Genomic DNA, 2,488 nt, shown 5'->3' with positions numbered 1-2,488 from the left:
CTATTGTTATAAGGGAGCTTTGGCTCCCTTTTTATTTGTCACGTATAAAATATTGATACATATCAATAAAGTAATAAATAATTACTTCTCTTCACTCATTCAGCTTAATGAATAAAATTTCAATATATTTACCCTACAACGATTATCCGCCTATCTCCATGTCTTCGAATAAAAAGCGTAAGAATATAATTCCATTATTTACACTCAATTACCCTAAATTAAATTCCCTAAAAAAATGGTGTGTAACTCGGTACTATTGTTTTGTGAAGCAAGACAAAGTTACGCTTTAAAACTCACCTTAGAATTTATACAGATATCTGAGCAAGTGAGCATTTATGTTCACTTAATAATAATTAAAACTTTTCATTTAACGTATTTAATTGAAGTTCCAATAACTTTTTATTCTTTCACCCCTAGTAGATAATATGTTAATGGGCTGGAAGACTGAAGAACATTAGCCGCTGAACACACTCAGAATCTCGTTGTTCTCTGAGTGTAAGGAGATCGCTATGACAACCCAAACTGTATCCACGGAACCTAAAGGTGGCTTCTTTGCTAACTTTAAGTTTCCTTCCGCTTACACCATCCTTTTCATTCTAATTGCTCTTGTGGCCCTTTTAACCTGGATTGTGCCTGCCGGTCAGTATCAGCGCACCATGAATGAAGAACTGGGCAAAGAAGTGCCTATTGCGGGAACTTATCAACACGCAGAAGGTAACCCACAAGGGGTGATCGATGTGTTGATGGCACCGATTGACGGCTTTTATGACCACAACAGCTACGAAGCTGCCGCGATTGACGTGTCTCTGTTCATTTTGGTCATTGGTGGCTTTTTGGGCCTAGTGACCAAAACAGGTGCGATTGATGCGGGCATTGAACGCGTAACAGCGCGGCTTGAAGGGCGTGAAGAGTTGATGATACCCATCCTGATGGCGCTGTTTGCCGCAGGCGGTACGATTTACGGTATGGCGGAAGAATCCTTACCTTTCTACACCTTACTCGTACCTGTGATGATGGCCGCTCGTTTTGACCCACTGGTTGCCGCCGCTACCGTACTGCTTGGCGCGGGTATCGGTACGCTGGGCTCCACTATCAACCCGTTTGCCACCGTAATTGCGGCCAACGCAGCGGGCATTCCGTTTACTGATGGCATCATGTTGCGCTTAGCAATGTTAGCTGTCGGTTGGGTTATCTGTGTACTGTACGTGATGCGCTACGCGAAAATGGTGCAAGCAGATCAAAGCAAATCGATTGTGTACGATAAGTACGAAGAGAACAAAGCGCACTTCCTTGGCAACCAAAGTGGAGAGAAACTCGAATTCACCGCCACCCGCAAAGTTATTTTGACCATTTTCGCGGCCGCTTTTGGCGTGATGATTTATGGTGTATCTGTTGCTGGATGGTGGATGGCTGAGATCTCAGCCATGTTCTTGGGCGCAACCATCATTATCGGTTTAATTGCTCGTATGAGTGAAGAGGAATTCACCACCAGCTTTATTGATGGTGCACGAGACCTATTAGGTGTAGCGCTGATCATTGGTATCGCACGCGGTATTGTGGTGATCATGGACCGCGGGATGATCACCGACACTATTTTGTTCTCAGCCGAGCAAATGGTTACTGGCCTTTCATCCGTCATTTTTATTAACGTAATGTATTTACTGGAAATTCTTCTCTCTTTCCTTGTACCTTCGTCTTCTGGCCTTGCGGTATTAACCATGCCCATCATGGCTCCATTGGCTGACTTTGCAGGCGTTGGCCGCGACCTTGTCGTCACGGCTTACCAATCAGCTTCAGGGATAGTCAACCTCATCACGCCAACCTCTGCGGTAGTGATGGGCGGCTTAGCAATTGCTCGTGTACCTTATGTTCGCTGGGTGAAATGGGTCGCACCACTGTTAGGCATATTGTGCGTATTCATTATGCTATCTCTCAGCCTAGGTGCGATGCTATAGCGCCAAACTGATGAACGATATGTCGTAGGTGAAAACCGCGTCACACCCTCTAAAAGCCGCATGATTGCGGCTTTTTTATTGGCAGGCCGACTTAGGCTCATTGGCTGCGCAGCTACTCAACTCTAAACATGATACGTTAGCCAAATCAGGAAATGATGGCTTTCAACGTCGTTAGATAACCATTAGTTTTGATGGCTATTTTTTTATAGCAATCGGCTGGGATAAATAACCACTTTTGGTGACTAAATAAAACGCGGCCTATATTCCTTTATCACCAAATTCAGATCGCCTGCTATTTCATCTCTCATTTTCCGTCCTCTATTACGCCAATTCAGACAAAACATCTACATTAGAAAGCCTGCGTGAGATCAAGTTTTATTAAGAAAGTTATGTTAACACAGCCCATTTCTTCGACTCACATTCAACTATATACCCTTTTCAAGTGCATATTCTTAACCAATTCGATGAATTATCGATGTGTTTTTGGTGCATAAAATTCCCAACCAAAATACCGAGCCTATATGGAGTAGTGC

The 2,488-nt window shown here is 43.6% G+C and carries 1 protein-coding gene; it reads left to right on the top strand.

Annotation, left to right across the window (positions count from 1 at the left end):
- Positions 1–509 precede the first annotated feature (509 nt).
- Complete coding sequence (locus B9J84_RS09670; protein ID WP_026027156.1) at positions 510–1,955, top strand: YfcC family protein; 1,446 nt, start codon at positions 510–512, stop codon at positions 1,953–1,955.
- Positions 1,956–2,488 lie beyond the last annotated feature (533 nt).

The organism is Vibrio sp. V03_P4A6T147, assembly GCF_002241085.1.
Lineage (GTDB): Bacteria > Pseudomonadota > Gammaproteobacteria > Enterobacterales > Vibrionaceae > Vibrio > Vibrio anguillarum.
The sequence above is the reverse complement of the archived record's forward strand: the minus strand, read 5'-3'. Positions and strand labels throughout refer to the sequence as shown.